This is a genomic window from Rugosimonospora acidiphila, from assembly GCF_039543385.1.
Taxonomy (GTDB): domain Bacteria; phylum Actinomycetota; class Actinomycetes; order Mycobacteriales; family Micromonosporaceae; genus Rugosimonospora; species Rugosimonospora acidiphila.
Genome location: NZ_BAABJQ010000019.1, coordinates 27,988 through 52,568 on the forward strand (window position 1 = coordinate 27,988; position 24,581 = coordinate 52,568).

At 73.0% G+C, this 24,581-nt stretch carries 2 protein-coding genes; one reads left to right on the top strand and one right to left on the bottom strand.

The features are described 5' to 3' along the window. Nucleotides 1-2,767: 2,767 nt before the first annotated feature. On the top strand, nucleotides 2,768-23,461 hold the full coding sequence (locus ABEA87_RS27470) for a hypothetical protein (RefSeq protein ID WP_345634386.1): 20,694 nt from the start codon (nucleotides 2,768-2,770) through the stop codon (nucleotides 23,459-23,461). Nucleotides 23,462-23,613: 152 nt separating this feature from the next. Here the strand turns inward: ABEA87_RS27470 and ABEA87_RS27475 are convergent, their stop codons facing one another. Next, entirely contained in the window at nucleotides 23,614-24,168 is a 555-nt protein-coding gene (locus ABEA87_RS27475; protein ID WP_345634388.1) for a RidA family protein, read from the bottom strand. Between the last annotated feature and the right edge of the window lie 413 nt (nucleotides 24,169-24,581).

Sequence of the window (24,581 nt, forward strand, 5' to 3'; positions counted from 1 at the left end):
GGTGACGTCGAGGCCGGGTGTGAATGGTGATGGGGGTTCGACGGTTTCGCGGCCGCCGTCGGTGGAGCCGCAGCGGTCGAATTCGTTTGGTAGCGGTGATAGTGGCAACCGTGTGGTGAGTCCGGGTGACTCGTCGACGGTGACGTCGAGGCCGGGTGTGAATGGTGATGGGGGTTCGACGGTTTCGCGGCCGCCGTCGGTGGAGCCGCAGCGGTCGAATTCGTTTGGTAGCGGTGATAGTGGCAACCGTGTGGTGAGTCCGGGTGATCCGTCGACGGTGACGTCGAGGCCGGGTGTGAATGGTGATGGGGGTTCGACGGTTTCGCGGCCGCCGTCGGGGACGCCGGAACGGCCGGACGCGTTGGGCTCGGGCGGCGGCGATCGTCCGGCGATGCCGGACCAGCGGTCCGTGGTCCCCGCTCGCCTCGGCAGACCGGGCGGCGGGGATCCCGCCGCCGGAAGGCCGCAGGCGGAGCCGGCAGTCCGGAGTGGACAGAACATGGCAGGCGACCACGGTCCCAGCGGAGGTACCCGCTATGCGGACGGCAGGCCGGTCGGTGCGGACGAGGTGACCAGGACCCGGGAGTGGGCGGAGAATGCGGCGTCGGCACGGGCGCAGCGGCCCGATCTGGGTTCCGATCGACCCGGCCCGGTGAACGATCCTTCGCGGAGTGGGCCGGTGGAGGCTGGTTCGCGGGGTGTGCACTATGAGTCGGGTACCCGTTATGCGGACGGCAGGCCGGTCGGTGCGGATGAGGTTGCCGCGACGCGGGAGTGGGCGGAGAACTCGGCGGCGTCGCGAGCACCGGGGTCGGGGGCCGGGTATGACCGGCCCGCCACGATGGGCGATCCTTCGCGGACTGTGCCGGTGCAGGCTGGTTCGCGGGGTGTGCACTATGAGTCGGGTACCCGTTACGCGGACGGCAGGCCGGTCGGTGCGGACGAGGTTGCCGCGACGCGGGAGTGGGCGGAGAACGCGACGGCGGGTCGGGCGCAGCGGCCCGATACGGGGTCCGATCGGCCCGGTCCGGTGGACGATCCGTCGTTGGACGGGCCGGGGCCCGGCTCGCGGAACGTGCCTTACGAGTCGGGCACGCAGTTGCGGGATGGGGCGCCCGTGGGTGCGGATGAGGTTGTCGCGACGCGGGAGTGGGCGGAGAGTGCGGCGGCGGCGCGGGCGCAGCGGTCGGATGTGGGTTCCGATCGGCCTGGTCCGGTGGACGGTCCGTCGTTGGGTGGGCCGGAGTCCGGCTCGTGGCGTGTGCACGACGAGTCGGGTACGCGGCTGGCGGATGGAAGGCCGGCGGGGGCGGACGAAGTTGCCGCCACGCGGGACTGGGCGGCGAACGCGGCGGAGCGGGCGCAGCAGTCGAGGCCCGGGTACGACCGGCCCGCGACGATCGACGATCTCCCGCGCGCGAAGGCCTCCGAATCGAACGGCTCGGCCTCGCGAACCATGGACAATGGCGGATCAGATGTCAGCCCGCCTCCGGCACGTGGCGGTGGGGGCGGAGCGCGCAGCGTGGGCTCCCGCACCGTCACCCAGCTGGAGGAGTCACAGTCTTCGGCCAGGAGCAGGCCCACAGACACCACCACGACGCGATCAACCGAGAGGACCACCACCGCCGAAACCGACGGGCGGACCACGACCGCGGACCGCACCTCGACCGGCAACGGCGACCGGACCGCGACCGATACGACGGATCCGACTGCTATCGAGACCGTGGATCGCACCGCGACCGACGCTGCGGACCGGACGGCGACCGGAACCGTGGATCGGCCAACGACCGAGACCGGAACCGCGAATCGGACCGAGACTGTGGACCGGACCGATACCGATACGGTGAATCGGACCGCGACCACGACAGCCGACGAGACCGCGACGACGAGCCGGACGACGCAGTCGACCCCGGGCCGGGCCGACCCGACAACGGCCGTGGCGACCGACGAGGTGACGGCTCGCTCGGACGGCGCGGCCGGTTCCCGCGGTCCCGCCTCCGAGGCCGGCGAGTCAGCGCGCCAGCTGCCCGAATCCGAGGGCGGACCGGTCGCGGGCCGGCCGGGCGGCCGGCCAGGCGGGCAGCAGCGTTCCGGTGAGGGCGGCGGGGGCCAACTGGAGTGGCCAGGGGCAGGCCCGGACGAGGAATCGACGACGAGATCGTTCATGGTCTCGCGTCCGCCGGAGCGGATACCGCTGAAGACGCCAGCGCGCCAGCCCTCGGTCGAGACCCCGGACGCGGGGGACCCCGCGCCGGCAGGAACGCGGGCCGGCTTGCCTCCGGCGGATCGCAGCGCGCTGGCGGCCGCGGATGAGGCCGATTTCGCTCTGCATCAGCGGGCGATCGATGCGGAGGCGGCGGCTGCCGGTCGGTCGTCGCATCAGTTGACGGTTGATGAGTACTTGCAGCGAAAGGCTGACGGGGTTCGAGTTCCCCGGGACGTGCCGGCGGTGGATGATCCGACGCCGGTGCACCGGTTGACGCCGGGGGAGCGGGCGGATATCGCGGTGGCCCGTCAGCATCGGGCGACCGCGGCCGGTCGGTCGCCGTTGTCGGAGGATCATGGACCGGCGCGGCAGCCGTCGGTGGAGCCTCAGGCGGCGGATCGCAGCGCGCCCCCGACCGCGGATCAGGCTGATTTCCCTCTGCACCAGCGGGCGATCGACGCGGAGGCGGCGGCTGCGGGTCGGCCGTCGCATCAGTTGACGGTCGACGAGTACCTGCGGCGGAAGGCTGACGGGGTTCGGGTTCCTCGGGACGTGCCGGCGGTGGAGAATCCGACGCCGGTGCACCGGTTGACGCCGCAGGAGCGGGCGGATATCGCGCTGGCGCGTCAACGCGCCGCCAGTCCGGCACGGCAGTCGCCGGTCGAGCCCGCGGCCGCGGCGGAGCACCGCGCGCCCGTGACCGCGGATGAGGCTGATTTCGCTCTGCATCAGCGGGCGATCGATGCGGAGGCGGCGGCTGCCGGTCGGCGGTCGCATCAGTTGACGGTCGACGAGTACCTGCGGCGGAGGGCCGAGGGGGTTCGGATTCCCCGGGACGTGCCGGCGGTGGAGAATCCGACGCCGGTGCACCGGTTGACGCCGCAGGAGCGGGCCGACCTCGCGCTGGCCCGCCACTACGAGGCCATCGCCGCCGGCCGGCCGCCGATGACCAGGACCCCGCGGGGGATTGTCTCCGCGGCGGATCACAGTGCGCCGCCGGCTATGGACGAGGCCGGTCCCCAGGCGGCTGAGCCGCCGGCGACCGTTGTCGAGGATCTGCCCCGGGTCGACAGCGAGCAGACGCCGCCGGCTCCGGATGAGGCCGGTCCCCAGGCGGCTGAGTCGCCGGTGACCGTTGTCGAGGATCTGCCGCGGGCTGACAGCGAGCAGGCGTCGCCGGCTGGAGTTGAGGCTGGTCCGCAGGTGTCCGAGTCGCCGGCGACCGTCGTCGAGGACCCGCCGCGGGTCGACAACGAGCAGACGCCGAACGAGCCCGCTCCGGCTCCAGAGCCCACGCGCCAGCCTCCGGCTGTCCGTGAGGCGGCCTCCGCGCCGTGGCAGCGGGCCGCGGATGAGGCTGATTTCGCGTTGCATCAGCGGGCGATCGACGCGGAGGCTGCGGCTGCCGGTCGGCCTTCGCATCAGTTGACGGTCGCCGAGTACCTGAAGCGGAAAGCTGAGGGGGTTCGGGTTCCTCGCAACGTGCCGGCGGTGGATGACCCGACGCCGGTGCACCGGTTGACGCCGGGGGAGCGGGCCGACATCGCGCTGGCCCGCCACCACCGGGCCGAAGCAACCCTGCAGGTGAACCGCGCGACCGCGGTCAACTCTGTGCCGGACCGTAGTGCGTCGACGGCCGCGGACGAGGCTGATTTCGCTCTGCATCAGCGGGCGATCGATGCGGAGGCTGCGGCTGCCGGTCGGCGGTCGCATCAGTTGACGGTCGAGGAGTATCTGCGGCGGAAGGCGGCCGGGGTTCGGGTACCGGCGGACGTGGCGGCGGTGGCGTCTGCGACGCCGGTGCGCCAGTTGACGGCGCAGGAGCGGGCGGACCTCGCGCTGGCCCGTCACCACGAGGCCATCGCCGCCGGCCGGCCGCCGCGGATCGGGGACCCACGACGCGTGCCGCCGGCTCCCGCGGCCACGCGACCGGACCCGACTCCGGAGCTCTCCGAGGGGCTGGATCCCGCCCTGCGGATCACCATGAACGGCAACGATATCTATCTGTATCGGGCCGACACCGGGCTGGCGACGCCCACGCCGTCGACCGTCCGCCCGAATACCCGCCAGAATGCCATCAACGTGGTGGTCGACGGCGCGGTGACCGACCTGCGGCAGGTGGCGCGTTTCATCAGAGGGCTGCCGCCCGAGTACCGCCGACGCGTGGTGGTGCACTTCGCCGGGGAACGTGCCCCGATCGATCCCGAGCGGGCCGCCGCGGTGGCCGACCGGGTGCTGAACGGCCTTCCGGGCCGGACCGGTGTGGCGATTCCGAGAGACCGGCTGACCACCCGGCCACCGGCCGACACCCGGCTGGTACCGGTCGATGCCGAGAACCGGATGACGTTCCCGGAGTTGGCCGACGCCTACCTGGTGCACCCATCGGATCGTCCGGCCCGGGCGGAGCGGACTCCGTTCGGGTTGCCGCCTGCCGAGCAGCCGGGTGCGTACCAGCTGTCCGACGGGTGGGTGATCGACCAGACGCCGGCAGGGCTGTGGATCCGGCCCGAGTCGGTGGCCGCGCAGACGCTGCCGCCCCCGCCCGACGCGCCCGCGCCCGATGCGCCGGTGGCCGATACGCCGGTGGCCGACGAGGCTGCGTCCGATACGGCCGTGCCCGACGACGCCGCGGCCGACGAGCTGGCGGGCGGCCTGCCGGCCCGTCCCCGGATCACCGTCGGGCTTCCAGGAATGGAGGTGCCGCCGGCGGTCCGCCTGCAGCTCGAGCGGATGTTCGATCAGTGGCCGGACGAGGTGCGCTCGTCGATCGTCTGGCACGGGCCCGATCCGGAACTGGCCGAGCTGGCACGGGGGCTGGCGGACGGGTACACGCTGCACCGGGTTCCCGGCGGCGTGGTGCTCGCCCGCGAGCGTGTCGACGTCAGTGACGTCGTCGACGGGTTCGTCCGTCCGGTCGGTGACGACCTCACCGTGCTGGTACACCCGTCGGTCACCGACCTGAGGGTCGTGCGCGACGCCGTCGCCGGCTTGCCCGGGCGCACCGGCGTGCTGGTCCGGCTGGTCGACCCGACCGCGCCGATGTCGCCGGCCAGAGCCGCGCGGTTGGCCTCCTGGCTGCTGCGCGGCCTCGGCCGCCCGGCGATGATGTTGCTGCCGACGGCGATGCTCAACGAACTGCCGGCGGTCAGCGGCCGGTTGGTGCCGCTGGATGGGGAGAACCGGCCGACCGCCCCGGCGCTGGCGCGGGAGTACGCGGTGCTGCCGGCGGACAGCCCGGCCGCGCGCGGGATCACCCCGTACGGGCTGCCGCCGACCGAGCAGCCGGGAGTTTACGGGCTCCCCGGCGACTGGGTGATGGAGCAGACCCGCAACGGGCTGTGGTTCCGCCCGGAGCAGGTCGCCAACCACGAAGCCGGCCCGCGCCCGGGCACCGGCCAGGCAACGGCCGCCGGCCCGCAGGTCACCGTCGGGGCGCCGGGGGTGGCGGTGCCCGGGCGGGTCGCCCGCATAGTGACCCGGATCCTGCGCGGCCTGCCCAGCGACGCGGGGCCCGACCTGGTGGTGCACAACACCGGCCCGGCCGGGGCCATGCCGTCCGTGCCGCTGGGTGACGGCCTGCGGCTGCACGCCGGGCCCGGCGGGCTGGTGCTGCACCGCGGGGACGCGCCGAGCGCCGAGGCGCTGGCGCAGGTCGCCGCCCTGCCGCCGGGCGGCTGGCTGCGGCTCGTGGTGGACCCGTCCGTGACCAACCGGGCGGCGGTGGCCCGGGCCATCTCGGCGCTGCAGGTGCCGGAGGGCACCAGCCTGCTGGTCCAGCTTCTGCGGGTACCGGCGGGCGACGTGGTGGGGCTGGCCGGGCGGCTGCTGGACGGGGTCTCCGGGCACGCGGTGCTGTCCGTTCCCGGAAACGCGGTACCCGCCACCGCCAAGCGGACGGCACACGTGGTGCCCATCGACGCCCGAAACCGGGTCACCTTCCCGGAGCTGGCGGACCACTACTACGTGTACCCGCCGCAGCACCCTCCGGCCGAGCAGCGGACCCCGTACGGGCTGGCCGCCGCCGACCAGCCCGGCCGGTACCGGGTGGCCGATGGCTGGGTGGCCGAGCAGACCGGGGCGGGGATCTGGATCCGACCGGCGGGCGAGGAGCAGCCCCCGGATCGCCCCGCGGACCGGCCCGGTCCCCGGATCGTCGTGGGGGCACCAGGCTTGGCGCCCCCACCCGAGGCGATCGAGCTCGCCCTGGCCATGCGCGACGGCCTGCCGCCGGCGGCACAGCATGACCTGATGATCCACGGCTCGCCCGGGCAGGTGGGCGCACTGGCCGGCAACCGGCCGCTGCCGCCGGGCATAGTGGAGGTGCCAACCGTCGGCGGCCTGTACGCGCTGCCCGCCGGTACCGGACGGAAGACGACCACCGAGGCTCTGCTCCGGGCGTACGCCGCCGGGGCCGGCGTGTCCGGCTCGGTGTCCCCGCTGACCACCGCGCTGCTGGTCGACGGCCGCGTCGATCCGGCCACGCGTACGGTGACCACTGCGGCCGGCACCCTCACGCCCGTCGACCTCGTCGGCCTGATCAACGCGCTGCCGTTCGGCCTGCCCGGCGGGGTGATCCTCACCGATGGCAGGGCGGCGACGGCCACCGGGTCGGCCCTGTCGTTCGCCGCCGAACTGGCCGCGAGGTTGCAGGTACCGGTGGCCGCGCCGGTCGGTACCGTCGCCGTCAGCGCCGACTGGCGGCTGCTGTCCGGCGTCCTCGATCCGGACAGCAAAACGCCCGCCATCAAGGAGGACCCGAGCGCCGGCTGGCTCGAATTCACCGGCGACAAGGTCCGCGCCATAGGCAACGGCTACGTGCTGCCCGACAACCGGCCACCCGGCTACACCCCGGCCGAGGTCCCCGCCGCCCCGGCGCCGGCCACGTCCGAGAACGAACCCACGCCCGAGCGCCAACCCACGTCCGAGAACGAACCCACGTCCGAGAACGAACCCACGTCCGAGAACGAACCCACGCCCGAGAGCCAATCCGCCCCCGAGAGCGCACCCGCGCTTGACCTGGATGCCGGCGAGGCACTGGCGGACGTGCGCCGGTTCCTGGCGTCGCTGGTCGGGGAGAAGGAGCTACCGCCGGAGCTGGCCGACGCCGTACCGGATCCCGAGTCCGTCGAGGCCGCCGCAGCCGGCCGGCCCGTACCGGGGATGGCGGAGCTGCTGGGGAAGGTCCGCGAGGCGATCGCCGCGAAGGTAGCTCCCGAGGCGGGTGCCGGCGGAATGGAGTGGGCCGAGGCCGAGGCTGCGCCCGGGGATCCCAATGCCCTCAGCCCGTTCCAGTCCGCTTACCTGCGCGAGCACGGCCTGGCGGCGGTCTGGACGCAGCCCGGCCCCGACTCCTTCTTCCAGGCGCTGAAGTCCGCCGGCGCGCTGGACCAGCCCCTCCTCGGCGGCCTGGGCACCTGGTCGGCGGCCGACCAGCGCCGGCTGTGGAGTTCGCTGCTCAAGGCCGACCTGGTCACCGGTGGCGGCGCGTGGCCCCTGCTCAACGCCGACGCGCAGGAACTGTCGGAGCGCGAACCGGCGCTGCGGGACTGGCTGGGCCAGCTGGCGAAGCCGGGCACGCCGGCACCGCAGTTCGTGCCGGAGGGGTTGGCCCGCAGCGTCGTCGCCGTGTTCGGCGTGCAGGTCCAGCTGATCGAGCCGCATCGGCTGCTCGACGGTCTCAAACCGGCCGGCGACGCGGCCGACTCCCCGGCGCTGCGCCTGGTGGTGACCGAGGGCGGCCACGCCATGCCGGTCGTCCCGGTGCCCGACGGCGCCGGTACCGTCCGCAAGCCGCGCCAGCCCCTGCCGGACCTGCCCGCCTACAGCTCCATCAGCCCGGCGCTGCCGTCGGTGTCCGTCGGTGCCGATGTGTCGGTGGCGGGGGTGAGCGACACGGTCGATCCGTCGGCCGATCCGACCATCCAGCCGGCCGCGAACCTGAACCCGCTGCCGGTACCGCCGGCGCCAGTGCCGCCCGTGCCGCCCGGGCCACCGCTTCCCGCGGCGCCGCCCGGACCGCTGCTCGACCAGCGCAGGGTCGATGTCATCGCGCCCATGGGCATCCCGAAGGCGCAGCTGCCACACGTCGACCAGCTGGTCAATCGGTTGCGGCAATGGGCCCGACGCGAGGGGCTGCGGGTCAACGCCAAGGTATGGGAGGCCCTCCCGCAGCGGCTGCTGAGCAACTACCGGCACGTGGTCGGCGACGGGATGTGGATCCCGCTCGGCCGGGCGGACGCACTCGTCAAACTGCACCTGAGCGCACCCCAACTGATCGACGACAACCCGGCCGGCGCGTACGACCGGCCAGCGACGGGGCAGTCCGTCGACGACCGGACCGGCCTGCTGGCCGTGGCGGACGGCCGGTTCCACGCCAACCAGGCGACCCAGGGCACCTTCGAGGTCGGGGCGCATTCGCGCACCTACGCCGCCACCGCCGGGGCGTTCCGGGCCTCCCTCTCGCTCGGCTGGGCCCTCGGCATCGACCCGAACCTGCTGCAGGTCGCCAAGGTGGGCATCAGCATCAGCGGTACGGCCAACCAGGTGGGCCGGTCGGTGACTCATGTCAAGGACGCCGAGACCGGCCACGTGGAGGACTACCGCGCCGACTCCACGCTGGTCAGCTTCGACACTCGGTGGACGGTGAAGCTGCGCACCACCCCCACGCAACGCTGGGACGCGGTCGGCCTGCGGAACGTCCGGGTGTCGGACACGGTACCGCCGGAGAAGTTGCTGCTGTGGATCCCGGACCCGTACCTGGAACAGCACGGCGCCGGAGTGTCCGCGCTGAACTTCCCGGCGCCCGCACCGCGGGGGGCGGCGAACGACGGCACCGGTGCTCCGGCACGGTCGATCCCCGACACATTCTTCGCGTCCGGGATCACCGGCATGAACGAACTGGCCGACCGCATCGTCGGCCTGTTGCGGGAGGCCCGCGTCGAGGCCCCGCCCGGCGGTGAGATCCGCGCTCAGCTGGCCCAGCAGTTGTCGAACCTGGACACCCACCTCGACGAGGCCATCAACGACCACGAGAGGGCGTTCGAGTTCCCGGTCAGCCGGCTGGGTCAGATCATCGCGACGGTGAAGGTACGCACCACCTGGCGGGGTGCCGCGGTGCGGGTCGGAGCGACCAGCGACAAGGCCCACCTGGAGAAGGTGCGCACCGCGATCAGCGGTCAGCTCGCCGGGCAGTCTGTGAGCCACAGCACCGGCGTCTCGCTGCGCGCCGAGGCCGACCTGGTACCAGGAAAGCTGATCAACTTTGGCCCGCAGCTCTCCGGCGGGTTCACCTTGTCCAGTTCGGACAGCAACGGCGGGGGCCGGGTCGGCCTGTGGGTGCTGGTGTCCCGGTACGCCGGCCACACCGTCGCCTACCACCTGGACCTCGAGCACGAGGCGAGCGTGGCGATCCGCACCGAGCCGGACGCGCAGCCGCGCCGTACCGGCGCGGTGACGGGCAAGGCCCTGCTGCGCATTCCCGAGCCGGCCGCCTTCGACCACGGTTTCGAGATCGACACCGACGCGATTCCCGGCGCGTTGGCGGGCAGCCAGATCCCACACCAGCCGGGCATGGTGCGCAACACCGCGCCGCGGCCGAACGACCCGCCCGGAATCATGCTGCCGGCGCACGTCGTCAGGGGCCACGGCGTCGGCCAGGGCCTGGCCAAGGTGGACCGGGAGGGCATCCGCGCCCTGCTCCAGCAGGTCATCCCGGAGCTGAAGCTCACCCGGTTCCTGCCCGACGACCCGGAGCGTCCGTTCAGGCGACCCGCCCACGACCGGGAGAACCCACTGCTGCCGGCCAACGCTCGCGGGCGCTCGCGGAAACTGCGGGTCCGTCCGGGCCGTCGCGGAGTGGCCAGTCAGCTCGAGAACTGGGCGCTGCTGCACAAGATGATCTCGGGCAGCGGTATCGACTCGCACTACGACCAGATCCACCAGGACGGCATGTCCTTCGAGCTCGCCCACCGCGACGACACCGGTGCGCTGCGGACCGCCCGGATCACCGTGCGAGCGGAGCAGGATCTGGACGGCCAGGCGCGCAATCCGGACGGCAATTCCATCTACTTCCAGCGCCGCACCAGCGAGTACCACGTGGTGAACCTCGGCATGGGGTTGGACCAGGCGAGCAGCAGCACCAGCGGCAGCCAGCGGGTCACGTTGGGCGCGCGGCTACAGCTCGGTGGGAGCCTGCTGAGCGCGCTGGGCGTGAGCGACCAGGGACTGGGCTTCGGCGTCCAGGCGGAGAAGGGGATCAGCTCCAGCGAGGCGGTCACGTACATCAACAACCGCCCGGAGTTGCTGGAGTACCCGGGCGACGTCGACGAGTTCGTACTACCCAGCCGGTTCGTCGTCACGGTCGAGTACGACAGCGGCAGACGGTTCACCGCCGAGCAGGACGCGGACGCGACCGTCCACCTGATGCCGCACTTCAACGTCGCTCCGCCGCCGACCGCCGCCGCCGGGCAGACCGGCGTCGACCCGTCAACGAGCGGATCCACCGTGGCGGGGCCGGCCGCCGGGCAGCCTGCGGCCACGACCGATGCGAGGGTGCTCGACGAGGCGGTCGTGTACTACGTCGACGCCACGGGACTACTCGCGAAGGCGCGTGAACTACAGCCCGCGTTCGTCAGGCCCCGAGCGGGCGTCGACCCACGCCAGCGCGCCCCGCAGCCGGTCGTCCCGCAGCCGGCCGTCCCGCAGCCGGTCGTCCCGCAGCAGGCCGACCCGCAGCAGGTCGACCCGCAGCAGGCCGACCCGCAGCCGGCCGCCCCGCGGCCCGGCGTCCTCGGCCGGATCCGGCGCACAGTGCGACAGGCCTTCCCGCAACAGACCGGTCAGCAACAGGCCGGTCAGCAGCAGCCGGTTCCGCAGCAGCCCGGTCAGCAGCAGCCGGTTCCGCAGCAGCCGGCTCAGCAGCAGGTCGGTCTGCAGCCGCCGGTCCCGCCGCGGCGCCCCGGCGTCGTCGGCCGGACCAGGCGCGTGCTGAAACAGACCTTCACCAGTCCGGAGGGCGGCGCGGACCAGGAGATCATCAACTTCACCAGCCGGATCAACGTGGCCGCGCACCTCAAGGAGATCGTCCGCGATTCGTACACGACCAACACGCTGTTCAAGCCGGGCGTACTGCGCAACCGGCTGGGTGGGCTGGACATCTCCGGCAGGCTGGGTGAGACCACCTTCGTCGGCGCCACCCCCGACAAGTACGTCCTCGGCCTGATCAAGCTGTACCTGTCCCAGGCCAGCCAGACCGCGAGCAAGACCACGGCGATCAGCTGGGACCGCTTCAACGTACGGCTCGGTGGCGTCCCGGACGCCGACCCGGCGGGATCGCACAAGCTCACCGACGTGGCCGGCACCATGGACAGCCTCCTGCGCTGGGCCCGGAACGAATCGCAGATGACCAAGACCACCGGCGGCAAGGAGTACCTGGAACTCAACTTCAACCGCGCGTACGCCTTCAGCACCGACATCAACTTCAGGGTGCGGGCCGCCCGGCAGCGGCAGGCGAAGCTGTTCAACAAGTCGGTGCGCGTCCCGGAGCCCGAGGACCTTGAGCCGCGCGAGGTCGTCTACCTGCTCGCCGAGCCCGACGCGCTCGAGCACTACGCGGCGGGCCGGGTGCCGATCAGTGACGAGCAGTTGGCGGACGTCTTCGACCGCTGGGAGAACGGCCTTCTCAAGCTCAGCCGCAGCCTCATGGCCCGGGTACTCATCCGGTGGGCGGGTACCCCCAACGGGGCGACGCCGACGGTTCAGCAGCAGGAGTGGGCGCGGCAGCTGAGCGAGCGGATCCCGGTGACCACGCCAGACACCAGGGACGTCGGCGACAGCCTCCGGCAGGACCTGGCCAGAACGTTCGGTGTGCCGCTCCCGCCGGCGGCGGGCCCGGCCCCACGCGACCCGTTCCGCAGCCTCTGGGTCGCGCCGTACCTGAAGCAGGGTGGGCAGGGTTCCTTCGGGCACAGCGGCATCCACAGCCTCACTCTCGACTCCGTGGTGAACAACGGCATCGCGACGCCTGTTCCGCGCGCCGGAGACGGACGGGCCTGGACCGTCTACGACGCCATCCACGACGCGGTGGAGCAGACCGTGTCGGGGCTGCTCGGCCCGCAGGCGCGGAACTGGCGGCAGCCCCGCACGCAGGCGTGGTTGCCGATCCCTGGACGCGGCGAGCCGATGATCGGGAGGCTGCCGAACGGCGCCGACGCGTTGCAGTCGCTGTTCGCCGGCGACCGGCTCCAGCCGATGGCCGAGGACCTGATGCACCGGGAAGGGTTCTCCCTCTATCTGGTCAACCCGATCGGCTGGTTCCTCTCCGACGTGATCAAGGTCAACCTGAGGCTGGAGTTGGTGTCGGATCCGGAGTTCACCGACTTCGTGCCGGACAACGGCCTGGAGAACTACGGCCACGCGTACCGGGAAACCGCCAGGACCAAGGGGCAGGACCGGAGCAAGAGCTGGGCGTTCACCACGGGGTTGGCCGGCGACCACGCCACCTCGGGCGGCCCGGAACTGCACCACTCCCAGGGAAGCCACCGCAGCACCACGCGCAACGATGTCGACACCCGGGAGCAGACGGTCTACGACTGGACCGGCAGCTATCGGGCCGGAGCCAGGTACCGGCTCATCGTCACCATCACCCGGCAACAGATGGCCGGCCGGCCGATCAACAACAAGCTGACTTCCTGGTACCGCCAGTTCGTCGGCGTTCCCACGCAGAGCAGCTACACCTACGAGGGCGACATCGTCCTGAAGATCCCCAAGGGTCTGGCGGAGGCACAGCCCTGGCAGCCCGCCCAGCCCGCTCAGCCCGCTCAGCCCGCCCAGCCCGCTCAGCCCGCCGAGGGCGCCGAGGGCGCCGAGGGCGCACGGGTCCCGCAGGCCGCGCAGGTCGCGCCGGGCACGCAGCCACAGAACGCGCCCGCCAACCGGCTGCGAGTGCCCGAGCTGCCCGGCGACGCGTACGTGACGGCGGCACTGCTCGACGATGCCCTGCCAGCGGCCAGGCAGCTGCTCGCCAGGATGTGGGGATCGAAGGCCAACGACGAGTACGTCCAGGGCAACCTGTCGCTCCCGGTGCTGCTGTCCCGCAACCATCTCGCCAACCATCTGCCGAAGGCGCTGAACGGCAAGAGATTCATGCTGGCCGACAACCTGACCATGCCGCGGAGCACCGGCCAGCGGGCCACCATGTGGCTGACCGGCGAGCTGTACGACCTGGAGATCCTCGCCACGATAGTGAACTCCACCGGTACCGGGCGATACGCCAAGTACCAGAGCGGCGTGGCGACCAGCGCCTCGGACGACCCGGGCCGGTTCTTCGTGGCCGGCGGGGTGGACCAGGCGGGCATGGTGCACAGCGACGGCGCGAACTCCGATCAGCAGTGGGCCCGTGACAACATGGACGGCTCGACCGGTGCCTCCCGATCCTGGGGCGAGAACCGGGCCGGCACCGGTGCCGACGCGTTCCGTCGGGAACAGCACGTCAAGCAGCAGGGCGTGGTCTACGTGGTGAGGATGCGCGCCGTGATGCACCTGGAGGCCACCAAGTCCCGGCACGGCGTCGGGTGGTCGAAGGAGAACAAGCGCCTCTTCGTCAGCGACACTTTCGAGGGAGACGTCTACGCCGAGATCTTCGCCGATGAGGTGGAGGAGCTTCAGCGCCGCATGGCCCAGGGTCCCGCGCCGATGGCACTGCCGCGGGGTGGGCCGATCACGACCACGCCCCCCGTTTCACGCCCGAGGCCGGGTCCGTCCAGGGCAGCGGGAGCGGGCCGGGGCAGGCTCCGGGATGACTTCGCATCGGTCGGCGTCCTGGAGGACGTGCCGGAGGTGGACGAGGAGCAGGACGAGGCGGTGGCGCCGCCACGAGGGCAGGCCGGGCGGCCCGACCTGCCGATCGAGGATGACACCGTCCGGTCGCGTCCGCTCTCCCGGCGGCGGTGGGCGAACACGCTGTCGCTGCTGCTGCCGCGCCCGTCGCTGCCCGGCGAGGACATCCCGCTGGAGCCGCAGCGCAGGCCCCGGCCCAGGCCCCTCTCCGCGCCGGCGATCCTGCAGTCGGATCCGGCGCCGGTCGGGACGGAGCCGGGGGTGCGGACAACCGCTGCCGACCTGCCCACGGTAGCCGTCGACCCCGGTCCGGATGCCGTGCCGGCACCGCAGCGATCGGCCGTCGGGCTGCGGCCGGCGAACCTGGCCGACGTGCCGCTGTCGATGACGAGGACGCGAACCCTGGCTCCCGACGTGAGCCGGCCCGCCCCCGACCCATCCACCGTCGCGGGACCGTCCACCGTCGCGACCTCCTCGACCGTGACCGCACTGCCTCCCGTCATGGCGGGGCCGTCGGGCCCGAGCCGGGTCACCACACCGACGGTGGCCGACGACGCGGGCGGCCTCGAGTACGAGGACGACGTCGCGGGCCCGGTCCGGTTCGGCTACCTGGCCTATCGCTGGTTGGCCGACGGCGCGCCGGAGACCGGTCGCAGCGGGCTGGACCTGTCGCCGTACGAGCAGGAAGCGAGGGAGTTCTCCAGCGAGCCGCTGAGCTTCCAGGCGGCACTCGTGTCGAGGTATCTCATCTTCGATCAGCTCGATCTGGACGTGGGCGAACCCGTCGAGGCGCTGCCGACCGAACGACCGCCCGGTACCCGGATCTGGCTGGCGACCGACAACGGTATCGCCCGCGCCGCGTACGTGCTGGGCGACGGCGACTACCGGATCTTCGATCCGTCCGCCGTCGATGACCGCCCCGCCGTCCGGACCATCCCCGCCGCCGCCTTCCCGGACTGGGTAGGTCCGGCGCCACACCTGTACGTCGTGGCGGTCCCGCCCCCACTGGGCGAGACCTACGATCCGGCCAGTTCCGAACCGCGGACCGACAATGAGCCGGCCGCCGACAACGAGCCGGCCACCGAATCTGAGCCGGCCGCTGACAACGAGCCGGCTCCCGGTGGCTCCGAGGGCTCGACGCGGGAAACCTCCACGTCGCGCGCGGGCTCCGGCGCTGACGGTGCGGAGGGTTCCCCGTCGTCGCAGACCCCCGACGCCCCCGGCGACGCCGCCTCCCGGGACGACGAGTCCGGAGATGAGGGGTCCCGGGACGACGAACAAGATCCGGCCGATTCGTCACCCGAGGGTGAGGGCGGACCCGGACTGATCGAGGTGTCGCTGCCCGGCGGCGTGGTGATCGACGAGGCCGGCGAGGACGTCTCCGAGTCGGAGATCTGGCTGGACCCGGACAACCGGTACACGATCGTGGCGGCCGTGCCCCTGTCGCACCCGCTCGCGGCGGACCAGCTGTCCCTGGCGCTGGCGCGGGTGGAGTCGCTGCCCGCCGGTGGGCCGCCGGTGGTGGTCATGGTGTTCGGCAGGGTGCTCGACACCGACGGCGTCAACGACCAGCTGGAAGAGTACGGCGACTACGCGCGCGATGCGGAAGTGGTGCGGACCCGGCTCGATCAGCTGATCGGTCACCAGCGGGTGGGCGCCGTGGTGTGGACCGGCCAGACCCGGACGGGCTTCCCGCTGGTGGGCGCCCTGGAGCCGGGGGGAGCGGATCCCCGGCAGTGGGGGAACGGCGTCGCCCGGCACCTGCGGTCGGCGGGCGTCGCGCCCAGCGAGGCGGTGCTGGTCCGGTCCGTCCCGGCGGACCGGGCGGCGGCCGACGCGGTCGCCGGCATCGCCGAGGCGACCTGGTCTGAGCTCACCCGCGCTCCGCTCGTCCGGCCACCGACGCCGGGCCCGACGGTGCTGGTGTGGGACCATGCGGGCGCCGTGATGGACGACGGGACGCCGCCGATCGCGCAGCGGTGGGCGGATCGGTGGGGTACGGCGGTACACGCGCCCGCGAGCGCGGTGACCGTCGGGGGCGACGGGCTGCGCGGCGGGTGGCAACGCTTCCGGCCCGGGGCACGGCAGCGTGGGCTGGGCGACCGGCTTTCCCGATGGCACTCGGGGTACGGGACGCGGCCCGGCGGCGAGCTGATCGGCACGCCGCCGTACGGGCCCGACGGGCTCTTCGACGCCCGGGACCGGTACACCATGGTGCTGGCCGAACCGGGCGCCGCGTCGGTGACGTGGGCCGTGGAGCGGTTGGAGACCCTCGACCCGGGCGGGCTGCCCGTGGTGGTCTACGCCACCGGCGACGGTTGGGGCTCCTCGGATTCGCTCGATGAGCTGCTCGGGCACCCCGCGGTGAGCGCGGTGCTCTGGCACGACGTCGCCGGCGACCATCTCGTGGTCCTCGCGTTGCGGCCCGGTCAGGCGCACGCGCCGGAGCCGGCCTCGTGGGCCAGCGCGGCGGTTGGCCGGCGGGGATCCGCGACGGGAGAGGTGGTGCTGGTTGACGCGCCGGCAGACCGTCCGGCCATGGTCGCCCTGGTGGCCGATCTCATCGCCTCGCACGCCGCCGCGGCGAGGCCACTGGCCCGGCCGCTGGCGCTGATCTGGGAAGGCGCCGGGACGGTCGGCGGGGCGGACGGCGAGCCGGTGCCGGCTGCGCGGCTGGCCGACCAGTTGCGGGTGGTGGTGCAGTTGACCGCGGAGGCGGGCGGCCACCCCGAAACGGCCAGCTTCTGGCCGCGGCCCACCGCGCTGTCGCCGGACACCCTGCGGGCGGTTCCGCCGTGGAACGCGTTCCTCGATCCGGCCCGGCTCGCGGAGTCGGCGCCGGAGGGGTACACGGTCAGCGCGATCCCCGCCGGCCTGCTGCTGCGACTCGGCTCGGCGGCGGTGCCGGAGTACGCGCCGACACTTGCCCCGAGCACGTCGCCGACGCTGGTGGTGGCGGCCGGTCCGGATGCCAGTCCGGAGAAGGTGGCCCGGGCCGTGCTGCACGTCCTGGACCGGCTGTTCGGGCAGTGGCCGGTCTCGCCGCTGCTGGTGGTGTCCGGATTCGCGGACCACCGCCAGATCGTCGCGATCGTGGCCCGCGGCCTGGTGGGTGGCGAGACGGTCGCGGCACCGGCACGACGTGGGTGGACGATCGGCCAGGACAGCCAGCCCAGCAACGGATGGCGGACGAACACCAGGCGCGTGCCGTACCCGCTGTCGCGGCTGGCGAGCAACGGCGCCTGGTTCACGCCGCCGGGCGGCGAGGGTGCGCTGCCCACGCCGGCGGTGCTCCGCCAGGTGGAGGGTTTCGCCGTCCCGCCGGGAACGACCGTGGTGGCGATGCTCCGCAGGCTTCCCGAGCAGCCGTACCGGGCGCAGCAGGTGGACGCGTGGCTCGACCAGTTGGCCGCGCAGGGCGCCGTCGGGGGCCCGCTGGTGCTGCTGGTGGTCGACGCGAGCGCGGCGCGGTCCCAGCGCGTGGCCCGGTTGGTGCGCTCGCGCATCGACGAGCGGCTGCGGCGTTCGCTGCCCGCGCCGCCCGGGCTGGTGGTGTCGCTGGGCTGGGGGACCGTGGCGCCCGCCGGCTGGTACTGGCCGTCGCCGCTGGGCGGCAACACGGCGAGATTGGCCGGCGATGTGTGGGCCGCCGATGACTACGAGTTCACCGACCTGCCGGCCGCCCTGGAACACGCGCGGATGTATCCCCAGGCGCCGCTGGACGTCGCCGAGGCGCTGTCGGACCTGCTGGCCGGCGTGTCCAACGAGTGGTTCCTGACTCCCGCGGCGCTGGCCCGCCTGGCCGCACAGACGCTGCCCCTGATGCCCACCTACGACAGGTACGCGCCCAGGGTCGTCGCCGACCAGGGGGGCGACCCGGTGATGGTGCCGGTGCCCGGCGGGCCGGACACCGCCGACCCGGCCGCGCAGGTGCTCGCGGTGCGCGACTGGCTGCGGCTGGGTGCGGTGCGGGCCTGGCCGGCCGAGGGCGAGACCGTGGTCGGAGTCCGGGCGGCCTTCCCGCTGTCGGACGAAGAGGATGAGCAGGATCCTGGCCCCCTCATGGCGCCCTGGGTGCGCTACCAGCGCATGCTGAGCGCCGCGCTGCGGCTGGGAGTGTGGCTGCCGGCCACCGCGACGCGGCCACCGACCCGGGTACTGGCGCTGCCGGCCGTCGATGAGGCGGTGGACGACCCCCGGATGGTGCCGGCGCTGTGGGTGAACCGGTACCGGTCGGGCTACGCGGCAGAGCTGGTCGACGAGGTCTTCCGGGACGGGTTGGAGCAGAGCATCCCGCGGCACGCCGCCGACCTGGTGGTGGTCGAGTTCGGAGTCCTCAACGACGACCGGGTGCCCGGCCACCCGGCCGGTACCCTGCTCTGGTCACGACCCGAGCAGCTGCCGTCTGATCCGGAGGAAGCAGTCGACCCCTACTCGCCGGGTGGACGGTGGTTGACCGCCGAGAGGTTCGCGGAGAACCTGCCGGTCCGGGAGAACGGCCGGCCCGTCGTGGTTCTGCTAAGCGTGACGCAGGGCGACTCCACGTTCGTGCGCGAACTGCGCCGCCGGGCGACCGTGATCATGCCGAACAAGCGTCTCACCGACGCTCACGGCCGGCTCGCCCCGGACTGGCACTCGCGACCGGCGAACTGGCACGTCGAGGGAGCCGGGGACGACACGCTCGCCGCGGTGGTGCGGTCGAGCACCGGCGCCCCCGCCGACGACTGGATCGGCACACCCGAGGAGGCGTTGCTGGCGCTGACCCGTGCCTCGGCCGGCCTGCGCACACCCCCACCCGGGATGGTGGCCGCGGTCCGGCGGCTGTACGACCGCGAACCCGTGCCTGTCGCGGCCGGTCCGCAGCAGTTGTCCGTGCCGGTCGCCGTGCTGCCCCCCGATCCGGTCGCCTACCTCGAACGCTGGTTGGCCCAGCACGACCTCGTCGCGGTCGCGGCCAGGCCGGTGTCCGGGCCAGCGCTGCGCGTCGAGGTGCCGGCGCGGTTCGCGCGCGCCGCCACCGCCATCGACGACTCGAGGATCCTGCTGATCGACACCTCGGCCCTGCGCGAGTCGGCATCGACGGTGACGGCCAGCCCCGAGGGGAACAGCGTCGCGATCACTCCCGAACCGATGGCGCAGCCGCGGGAGGTCTGGCTTCCGCCGCGGTACTCGTGGACCCCGCCGCCGTCCTACCAGCCCGAACCGGTGTCCGAGACCGAGGGGGCCCTGACCGACCGGGAACGGGCGTTGGTGGCGGAGCTGGGTTGGGACGGTTACCACGCGCTGCTGGAGGACGCGGCGAGCATCGTGGGGCGGGAGTCTCTCGGGGTACCGGACGATGTCGCGATGGCCGACCGGTTCCCGGTGCTGGCCGGCGTGGGTACCGCGGAGGACCGGCCGTTGTCGCTGGTCGAGCAGGTGGAGCTCGTCACCGGTACCCGGGAGCCGCTGGTACGGGTGGCCGAGTCGCTGCTGCTGGGGTACGCACGGGCGGAGGAGCAGGCCCAGCTGTTCGGCCGGACGCTGGGCATGCCGGCCCGGGCGGGTGTGCGCCAGTCGGAGCCGACGGGCCCGAACCGCACCCAGCAATCGCAGAATGACGCCCTTGACGGGCTGGGCCGGTTCGCCCGGTGGACGCCACCGGACGGGGACTGCCTGTTCGCCTCGATCATCCGGGCCGCGCAGGACGTCGCCGAGCCCTCCCCGCAGATCGCCATGCTGGCCGCGATGACCCCGCGGCACCTGCGGGCGTACGTGGCGGAGCTCCTCGACCACAGTCCGGCACTGGTGGGGCGGCTGATCGAATTCGCGGACGGGGAGGCTCCGGCGGACCAGCAGTACCGCGAGCTGCGGGCCGAGCTGGACACGCCCGGCAGGTGGGCGCATCCGTTGTTCGACGCTCTGGTGGAGACGCTGCCCGAGCTGCTCAACGTCCGCATCGTCACCATCGGTACTGGCGAGCAGCCGCTCGAGCGGGGCCCGGGCGACAGCCCGGCCCTGTACCTGGTGCGCACGGGCGATCACTACCTGCCGGCGCTGCGGCGGCCGGGCCTGGCGCACTTCGACCGCGGGGTCACCCGGATGGCGGACGTCGACCATCCCGGGTACGAGCTGCTTCCGCAGACCTACAGCAGGTTCAGCCAGCGGGTGCGGTTCTCGGTCTCCTGGCTGCGACCGCCGGTGCCGGGCGATCCCGCTCCGGTGCGGTTGACGATACCGATCTATCTGGACACCACCACGCTGCGGACCGAGCTGGCCGAGCGACTCTCGGGCTCGGCCCTGAACATCGAGGTGACGCGGCTGCGGCAGCAGACGGTCCGCGAGGCGCTGCTGGCCGCCGAGCAGCTGGGCAACGTGGGGCACCGGCTGCCCGACGGGGCCCCGCTGTCATTCGAGCTGCTGTTCGTGGCCGACCCGTCGATCGCCCTGCACGTCGTCGACCTGCGCGCCACCGGCCGGATCGACTCCGGGAACTGGGTGGTCGGCAACGCCGGTCCGCAGTACCTGCACGAAGTCCTGCACCTGATGGAGGCGACGGACGAGTACCGGGAGCGGATGGCGTCGGGTACCCGGGTCACCTACGCCGACGGCGGGATCATGGGCATCATCCTCGAGGCGCCGCTGGGGCTCCCGTACACCGACCATGACCGGCCGTTCCCGGTCTCCGGTGTCCGGCCGGACATCCGGTTGATGCCCCGCGACCTGCGGCGGCTCGGCGCACTGGTGGCGCGCGCCGGTGCGCCGGCGGGCGCGCCGCGGGTGGCCTTCGCCGACGGAGTGCTGCGGGACGTCCTGTCCGGTCCGGACCGCCGGCACCAGCCTGAGGACGCCGGCCACCCCGCCGAGCGGCTGGACAACGGGGTCTACCGCCCGCTGCCCGTGCCCGTGCCCGTGCCCGGCTCGTCGGTCGACGACACCGCACTGGGCGCTCCGGTCGACGCCGGCTGGCGGTACCCGGCCGAGTGGACCGCTGACGAGGTCCGGTACCACGTCGAACAGGCATTCCTGGACGCGGTACGGGGCGGGCGGGTGCAGTCCCCGGCCCGGCAACGGTGGACCGGCGTCTACAACGGCGTGCGCACCGAGGGTGAGGTCCGGGCCGGTGAGATCGTCTGGTTCCGGCCCGCCGCCGATCAGCGCGCCATCGACGCGGCCGGCGCACCACCGCTGCACCCGGTCCTGCGGCTACCCGCCGACCTGCGTCCGGCCGCGCGGCCACCGCTGATCTCCCACCGCGGTGCCGACCTGCTGGGCTACGGCGACCGGGCGAGTCGCTCCGGGGCCTACTATCGGCTCCCGGCCAACCGGGTCTTCCCGGGCGTCCGGATCCGTCCGGTCGACGGCACCGACCGCGAGAACGGCACCTACCTGGCCGAGGTGCAGTTCCTCGACCCGCGGGTGCGGCCCGGCAGCGGGCGCGCGGAGCTCGACCGCTACTGGCACCCGCACGCCGACGGGGTTGCCCACCGCATGTTCCCGGATTGGTGGGCTCCGGCGCAGCTGGTCGACGCGCTGCTGGAGGCGCGGGCGCTGGGCTACGGGCTGGGCGCGTACCGCCGCGCGGACGACGGGGCCACGACCTGGGTCGGCACCGGTCGCGGGGTGCGCATCGAGGGCATCGATGATGCCGAGGGTCGGATCATCGCCGTCCGGCCCACGGTGGTCCAGCCGAGCTCGCCGCCGGCGCTGGGCGCCTCGGCGACGCCCCGGATGGTCGCCACCGGCCCGGACAGCCGGCTGCGGCTCTGGCTGGACAACCGGTGGCAGCCGTTCGTCGCGCACGCGGTCCTGCTGGACGACGGTCGGCTGGGTTACCACCTCGCCAGTCCGGTACGGCTGATCGCCGGGCCGGACACCAGCGAGGAGGTGATGGCCGAGTTCCGCGGCTCGCTGGCGCGGCTGAACGCGCGCGCCCTGGCCGATCCGGACGTCATCTTCGGCCGGCGCGTCACCGTGGGCGCCATCGAGGACGCCGGCTTCGACGCGGTGGTGGTCAGGGTGCGCCCCGACGGCCGCTGGTCGATCGCGGAGGGGCCGGCCGCCCCGATCTCCGACCTGCTCCGCCGGCTGCCGTTGACGGTGGCCGCCGAGCAGTTCGACCGCGAACTCTCGACGCTGCGCTCGGACGTCCTGCCGCTGCTGGACCAGCGCGACATCCGGTCGTGGCTGGCCGAGGATCAGCTCACGCTGACCCGGACGCTGGAGGCGCTGCGCCGGGCGCACCCGGTACCCGAGGGCCCGGTGTGGCGCACCGCCGCCGAACTACCCAGGATGGAGCTGTCCCAGGCGGAACGGGACCGGATCGACACGCTGCTGGGCCCGGCCCTGCACGCGGCCGGCCGGTACCTCACCCGTGGCCGGACCGAGCAGGACCCACCCCCGCCGCGACCGGTGCTGGCCGGCTCCGACGAACAGACCTACCTCGCGGAGGTTGCAGGCCGCCCGGCCGACCCGCCGGTGGTGATGTTCCCGGCCGACTGGACGCTGGACGACGTGCGTCTCGCGGCACAGCGCGTCCTCGCCCGGGCCGAGCTCGCCGCCGCGCCGGGTACCGTCCGCCACCTCGACGGCCTGCCCGCGCTCCCGGTCCGGATCACCGTGCGGACCGACGCGAGCGGCACCCAGGTGCTCAGCGACATCGCGCCGGCCGCACCGAGATACTTCAACGATCTGGTGGAGGCGGTGCGCTCGGGTGGCGGTCCGCATCCGGCGCAGCGCGTGGTACTTCCGCCGGCCGCCCAGGACGAGTACCGGCTCGCCTTCGCCCTGGCGCAGATCGCCGACCATCCCGAAGAGATCGAACAGGTCCATCGTTCCGGCGAGGAGTTCGCCGTCGTGCACATCGGCCGGTACGGCGGAGTCCACGCCCAGGTGGCTTCGGGACCGACGATCAGCTACCAGGTTCTCTCGCCCGCCGAGTTCGACCGGGGAGCGTGGCGGCTCGAGGGCCTCGGCCGGCCGCCGGCCGGCGCGCAGCTGCCGCCTACCGGCCGCACGGAGCCGGACCAGTTGGCGGTCCACGAGGTGCTACCGCGCGGCGATCTCCACGACCTCGGGGAAATCGGCCAGCGTCTCCTGACCGCGCCCACGATCGAAGCCGGGATCGACCTGGTCCTGCCCGACCTGGTCGACCACCCGTACCTGTTCGAGCCCGCCGCGAGGCTGGTGGAGTTGACCGCGGCCAGGCGCGGGGAGCCGAGTTACCACGCGGTACTGCTGCGGGCGACCGGGCACGCCCTAGCCGGCGAGACCGACGCGGCGCGGCGGCTGGTCCGGGGGATCCGCGGCCAGGTGCCCGGGGCGGTCAAGCTGTCCTGGCTCGACCGGCTCCGGGGGCTCATCGATGCGCGGACCGCCTACGCCGTACCCGTCAACGGGATGCGCGAGGAACTCATCCTCTGCGGCATACCGAGCAGGTGATCGGGGACGCGTACCGGCGCCGGACGATCACGCCCGGCGCCGGTGTGCGACTTCGGTAGTGCCGGGTCCGGGCCCCCAAGGCGACCCGTAGGTTCCGGGGTCACTTCCGGCGCTCCGGTTGGCCTAGGCGGGCAAGCCGGAGGCTCGGGGCCCTACTGTGACGGCAGGGCCCGGGAGGCGGTCACCTCGATCTCGATCATGAGTCCGGGAAGAAGCAACTGGCTCACCTGGATCGTCGTGGACGTCGGGAATGGCCCCGTGCCGTAGACGTTTTTGCGATAGGGCAGCGCATCGGTCAGGGCGGCCATATCGGTGACGTACATGTTCTCCCGTACGACGTGGTGGAAATCGAGGGAGTATTTGGCCAGGCTTTCCCTGATGCGCTGGTAGATGAATTGCATCTGGGCAGCCAGGTCGCCGGGGGACACCGGGTTGAAGTCCCTGTCGAGGGCCGCCGTGCCGGACAGCCAAAGGGTGTTGTCCACCTGGACGCCCTGCGAAAAGCCGAGCGATTTCTGCTGGGACTCCCAGTAGTAGAGGAGATCGGTCCGCTTGGACGCGGCCATCGCGGTTGCCGGGGCGCCGGAGGTGCCCACCTGGCTGGCGACAACGGCTGCCCCCACAGTGCCCGCGCCGGTCAGAAAGCGGCGGCGGACCAAGCGGTTGCGCAGGGACTCGTGTGCGGTAGCGTCTTTCCGAGCACGCATCTTCGTACATCTCCTGGGGTGAGGGATGTTTGATGCTGGTCTTCATGGCCAGCGGGCAGACGGGTGATTCGGGTTAGCACGCCGGGCGTCGGCGTAACTGCGGCCAATCAACGCCACGTCGAAATCCGCCGCAGACCGCAACGCCACAGAGTCGTCTTTCGACGACCAGGCAGGGGTGAACGCAGCGCAGCGTATGACGTGATCCACCGGATAGTCAAGCGTTTGTTCACTCGCCGGTAACGCGTACGCAAAGCGCCGGGGCAGTGGGCGTCACCAGCGATACTGACGCCGAGTCCGGATTGCGCGCGACTGGTATTCGGGCACCGCTGCCGCCGCCCCGCGGCGCCCGCCGCCCCGCGGCGCCCGCCGTCCCGCGGCGCCCGCCGCCCCGCGGGCCGTTCGGCGCGGCGGCC